The organism is bacterium, assembly GCA_037131655.1.
GTDB lineage: Bacteria > Armatimonadota > Fimbriimonadia > Fimbriimonadales > JBAXQP01 > JBAXQP01.
Map to the genome: position 1 here is coordinate 1 of JBAXQP010000200.1, position 5,086 is coordinate 5,086.

General features: G+C 48.9%; 5 protein-coding genes. 1 reads left to right on the forward strand and 4 read right to left on the reverse strand.

What is annotated here, in order from left to right:
* The coding region (argH, locus tag WCO51_09495; protein ID MEI6513492.1) for an argininosuccinate lyase at positions 1 to 1,034 on the forward strand (1,034 nt) is incomplete at its 5' end.
* A gap of 58 nt (positions 1,035 to 1,092) precedes the next feature.
* On the opposite strand, the gene WCO51_09500 is transcribed toward argH, so the two are convergent.
* The 4 genes from WCO51_09500 to WCO51_09515 form a co-directional block, all read right to left on the reverse strand.
* Entirely contained in the window at positions 1,093 to 2,727 is a 1,635-nt protein-coding gene (locus WCO51_09500) for a stalk domain-containing protein (protein ID MEI6513493.1), read from the reverse strand.
* Between the two features lie 160 nt (positions 2,728 to 2,887).
* A complete protein-coding gene (locus WCO51_09505; GenBank protein ID MEI6513494.1) occupies positions 2,888 to 3,754 on the reverse strand; it encodes an NAD+ synthase in 867 nt (288 codons plus the stop codon).
* Positions 3,755 to 3,756: 2 nt separating this feature from the next.
* The gene (locus WCO51_09510; protein MEI6513495.1) at positions 3,757 to 4,695 is read right to left on the reverse strand and encodes a nitrilase-related carbon-nitrogen hydrolase; all 939 of its coding nucleotides are present in this window, start codon (positions 4,693 to 4,695) and stop codon (positions 3,757 to 3,759) included.
* 71 nt (positions 4,696 to 4,766) lie between these two features.
* Positions 4,767 to 5,086: PLP-dependent transferase (locus tag WCO51_09515; protein MEI6513496.1), on the reverse strand; the 320-nt coding region annotated here is incomplete at its 5' end.

Consider the following 5,086-nt stretch of genomic DNA (forward strand, 5'->3'; position numbering starts at 1 on the left):
CCCGCATGTGGACGAAAGAGGCGATTGAGAATTTGCGTTCTGAAATCCGTTCGCTGCAAACAGCTCTCATTGAGACAGCCGAAAAGCATAAGCGAACGGTGTTGCCGGGACTAACTCACCAACAACATGCCCAACCCGTCAGTCTGGCACATCACTTATTGGCCTATTTTTGGATGCTTGAACGCGATTGGGAAAGGCTTGGAGATACTTACAAAAGAACGGATATGATGCCCTTAGGCTCTGCAGCGATGGCCGGCAGCGGTTTCCCGCTTGATCGACAGATGACCGTCAATGAACTCGGATTTGCCGCACCAGCGCCTAATAGCATGGACGCTGTATCCGACCGAGATTTCGTCGTCGAGTTTATATCCGCTTGCACTCTTTTGATGACGCATCTTTCTCGCCTATCGCAAGAACTCATCAACTGGAGCATGCCCGAGTTCGGATTCGTCACTCTTGATGATGCCTACACCACCGGAAGCAGCATCATGCCGCAGAAGAAAAACCCGGATGTCTGCGAACTCATAAGGGGCCGATCAGCACGACTGCTAGGAAATCTAACCGCAATATTTGCCCTGTTAAAAGCCTTACCCTTAGCTTACAATCGCGACCTTCAGGACGATAAGCCGCTGCTTTTCGAAAGCTTCGATCTTACGCTCCCAAGCGTGCGGCTAATCAAAGCAATGCTCGAAACCGCGGCTTTTCATCCTAGCAAAATGGCATCTGCTACTCGGGGCGATTACTCAACAGCGACCGATTTAGCCGACTATCTCGTCCGCAAAGGCAGCACCTTCCGAGAAGCCCATGAGCTTGTTGGAAGAATCGTTCGGGATTGCCTAGAAAAGAAAAAAGGCTTAGAAAGACTGACCCTCAAAGAGCTTCAGTCTTTTAGTCCGCTCCTGGACGAAGGAGTTCTATCCCTCTTAAAACCGATAACCTCTATGTCCTCCAGAACGACTGAAGGCGGCACTGCCCCATCGTCCGTCACCACTCAAATCCGACAGGCTAAAAAGGCATTGAAAATTTGCAAATAGGGTATTCACAATAAAAAAAGCGGCGGGGCCTTTGCCCTGCCGCTTTTTATTTTAATGATTACTTTGAGTTGATCAGGATGTGACCATCTTTTGGATTGAAGAACACATCTGAATCAAGCGCTTTGCCGAGGAAGCTGGCCGGTACGAAAGTTCGTCCGGAAATGACCTCAGGCGCACTCTCTAACTGAATATATTCGCTGTCAAAAGCAGCTTTTGTGTCACCAATCCGAAGAACGATGACATGGTCTGCGTTCATCGCCGTTACCAATTGTTGGCCTTTGTCCCAATCGAGCTTTCCGCCGATCTGCATATAGACACTGCGGAAAGGAGCTATTGGAAGGCCGTTCTGAACACGAGGAGCAACATCGAATTTAAGCGGTCGATTGTTGAAAGTAAACGTAAGGCGTGTGCCAGCTATTCGAGTACCAAACTCCAGCTTGCAGACATCCGGCTTGCTGATTGTTATCTTAGGCGTCAGCTTAACAGGTTTGTTAACGGTTATCTTTGGCGCCACCTTTACCGGCTTGCTGATTGTTATCTTTGGAGACACCTTTACAGGCTTACTTTTAATAACATTAATCGGAGCCTTCACCATCTTCGGCATAACCGTTTTTGGAACAAAGGCTAAGACAGTGTTGCCTGACCCAAAAGTAGTTGAGCGCGTATTCGGCTTCATCTTCACAGTCGGAATAGAAGTTGTTCCCTGGGTTGAGGGCGCTTCAGCTACATATTCTTTATATACTGGAGCAGTAAACTTCTGACCGGTATCGCCGATTCGAAGAGGTTCTGTTGACTTTTGTTTGACAGCAACCAGCGATGGGATAATCACTCGAGGAATGCTCGTGATCACTCCAACACTCTTGGGAGCGGATGTCGAAACCCTCGGCGCCAACAGTCGTACTTGGGTGGGCGTATTCACTTTGGCAATCTGCGTTCGAGTTTTATTTGAAGACTTTATTTCAATTGCCGATGCCGACATCGTTGTTGATGGTTCCGGCTTCACTGCGGGTCTTATTACAGGTTTGACCACCGGCATAGCTTCTGGTGTCTGGCGTTCAGTGCGGCCGTTCGCATTATTGACAAACACGCGAACGGGAGCGCCTTTGATCGAGGTTTCATCTTCATCAAAAGACATGACAACGATCTCATGCCAGCCATTGGTCTCAGCCGTGGTGTCCCAAGCAAAAGTGTAAGGCGGAAAGTTTCGCAACGAGCGAAACTTGTTGTCGATGAAAAACGAAACATATGGGCGTTTGGAGGTATCAGCCACATAGACCTGAATCTCCTGTGTGCCGTAAAGTTCGGTGCCGAAAGTGGGCTGCCTGACTGCAAGAGGGGTCGTGGGATTGAGCTTAACCTCAACTTTACTTGAACCTGATGCAACGAGGCGTCCATTGCCATCATAAAGTCGGGCGCTTACAGAGTGCTCGCCGGGAGCCAGCTTGGTCGTATCGAGCACAAACGTTACTTCACCCTCTTTCGGTGTAGAGGCCAAGTCCTGCATGGCATATCGAATGCCATCGATTTTGAGGTCGATCCGAGAAACCGCCGCACCTGCATAGTCAATAGTCAACGAAGCTTTGCTTGCTTCTTGATAAAAATTTACCTTTGGAGCAGATGAAGCGTACAATAAAACAGAGGTACCAATGGTCCCCATCAATACCAGGAAAATTACACCCAAACGCATTTTCATCCTCGCCCTCCTTGTTTGCACAAATGATACATCAACAGAATTTATCCTAGCACATTGACAGCGGTTAATCAAGTCCTTACATGGGATTCAGACGCCTAATAACCTTGTGTGATACCAATGCTAGTGTTTATTTTTTGAGATTTCTTCTATGTTGTTTAAATCAGAAATCTACTGGTCTTAGGTAGTACTCATTGATTGAAGAGGTCGAGATCATGACGGTGGTGGGGAGGTGGCGTTTCCAATGGGTGGAACCGACACGGGATTTGGTTAGGTGGACTTCTCGGGGGTCAAAACCCATTTCGATTAGGCGTCTTGGGGAGTAGCCTCGCACTAGGTAGTAGAGGATGCGGTCGGCTTTGGGATACGAGATACCAAAGTCAGCTTCGTCGGTTTGGCCTACGATTAAGTCGGCGGAGGCGGGTTTTTCAATAATAACTTCCGGCACTTTTAGATAACGGGCTAGCTCCCATACTTGAGTCTTATATAAGTCACCTAATGGATTGATCGGCGGGGCGTCATCAGCATGCCAGGTGAAATAGCCGAATAGACGCTCGGTCTTATTGCCAGTACCGACAGGGAGCGCGCCTATCTTGGCCGACTGGTCGAATTGGATGATCATTCGCATTCGAGCGCAGATATTACCGCGGCGACCAGGAGCAATGTCAGGTTCGAAAGTTTCGATATAGCCATCGACCGCGGGAGTGATTTCGATCGTGCGCTCGTTGATTCCAAGCTGATCTACGATTAGTTGCGCATGGTCTAAACTTTCCTTGCTGCTCACCTTGTAGGGCATTCGGAAGCCATAAACATTCTTGGGACCAAACGCGCGAGCGCATAAGAAAGCGGTGACTGTCGAATCAACTCCACCTGAGATGCCCACAACCGCGCGTGTAAACCCTCGCCGACGGGTCATTTCATCTTTTAAGAATGCGACTAGCCAATCAGCGACCAACTCGGCGTTGATGTGGAGTGGGGCGCTGCTTGATGGGTCAAAAGGTTTTGCGCTGATAATCGGTAGGTGAGCCATTTTTACTTCTCCGGCTGATCCATCCCTTGGACAATTCGTTGTATTTCAAGCGAGATGTCGGCCAGGTTAGTTTCGAGGTCCCCCAACAGAGGCAAATTCGCGCGGGCGATATTGAGATCGTCGAGAGTTATTCGGGCAGTCAGGATGGCCTCCTCCGCCAACGGGCCTTCTACAAGCTTATTGCCAAAGGGATCGAATACCGCCGAGTGCCCGATAAACCCTTTGCCCCCTTCGAAACCGACCAGCGAAGAGTTGATGGCAAAAACGTTATGCTCTTCTGCGATCGCTACTAGAAGCTGTCGGTACTTGGCCGCATTACCGATAACATCTTCTTTGAATCCACGGCCGGGAGAGGCGGTCAAAACATAGAAAAGATGAGCTCCCTTGAGAGCGGCAATAGTAGCTGAAATCGAATGCCAGATATCTTCACAAATCAATACTACCGCACGGCCAAAGCGGGTATCGAAAGCTTGAATGGAACGACCTTTTGAGACGAAACGCTGCTCATCGAAAACTCCATAAGTCGGCAGGAAGAACTTGCGGTGGACATGGACTATCTTCGATTCGGCTAATTCAGGAGCAAGAGTGGCGTACATTCCAGAGTTATAATAATTGCCATCTCCAAGTTCATAGAAGCCGATCACGATATCCAGTGGCTTCTGAAGCCCGCTTCGGACATACTCATTTCTTAAATCAACTAGAAGTTGCTCACGAGTAACAGCCATTTCGCGAACGCCGCCTTCGAGAAAATAACCCGTCGTAACCGTTTCAGGCAGCACCAGCACATCGCAGGGAGTTTTCTCCAGCGCCAACTGCTGCATCACCTCACCGATATGCGCCAGATTATGCCCATAATCAGCTTTCTTGGGCTTTATTTGCGCGATAACGATATCAATACTCACATCCGGCTGCTGAGGCGCCGGCTGTAGTTCCTCACCCATTTCAAGTTCCATACTCCTATTTTACCCGTTTCGGCTTTAGAGAGGGCAAAGAGAGGAGGGGAAGTTATAAACTACACTTTTAACGCTTGGTCTAGGTCAGCGATTAGGTCTTCTACGTTTTCAAGGCCGATTCTTAGGCGAGTGATCCAGCCGTCGTTTGTACCTTTCATATCGTGGAAGAGTTTTGGCACTGATAAACTTTCGAATCCGCCCCAACTGACCCCGATGCTGAAGATATTGAGCGCATCGATGAAGCGGAAGGTCGCTTCCTGTGAATTATCTTTTAGCATGATGCTGAAGACGCCGGAATAACCTCTTAATTGCCTTTTCGCAAGCTCATGTTGAGGGTGAGAAGGCAGGCCTGGATGATAGACCTTGAGGACTCCCGGAT

Coding starts and splice junctions, on each gene's coding strand:
- WCO51_09500 (MEI6513493.1), bottom strand. CDS start 2,727: ATGAAAATGCGTTTGGGTGTAATTTTCCTGGTATTGATGGGGACCATT.
- WCO51_09505 (MEI6513494.1), bottom strand. CDS start 3,754: ATGGCTCACCTACCGATTATCAGCGCAAAACCTTTTGACCCATCAAGC.
- WCO51_09510 (MEI6513495.1), bottom strand. CDS start 4,695: ATGGGTGAGGAACTACAGCCGGCGCCTCAGCAGCCGGATGTGAGTATT.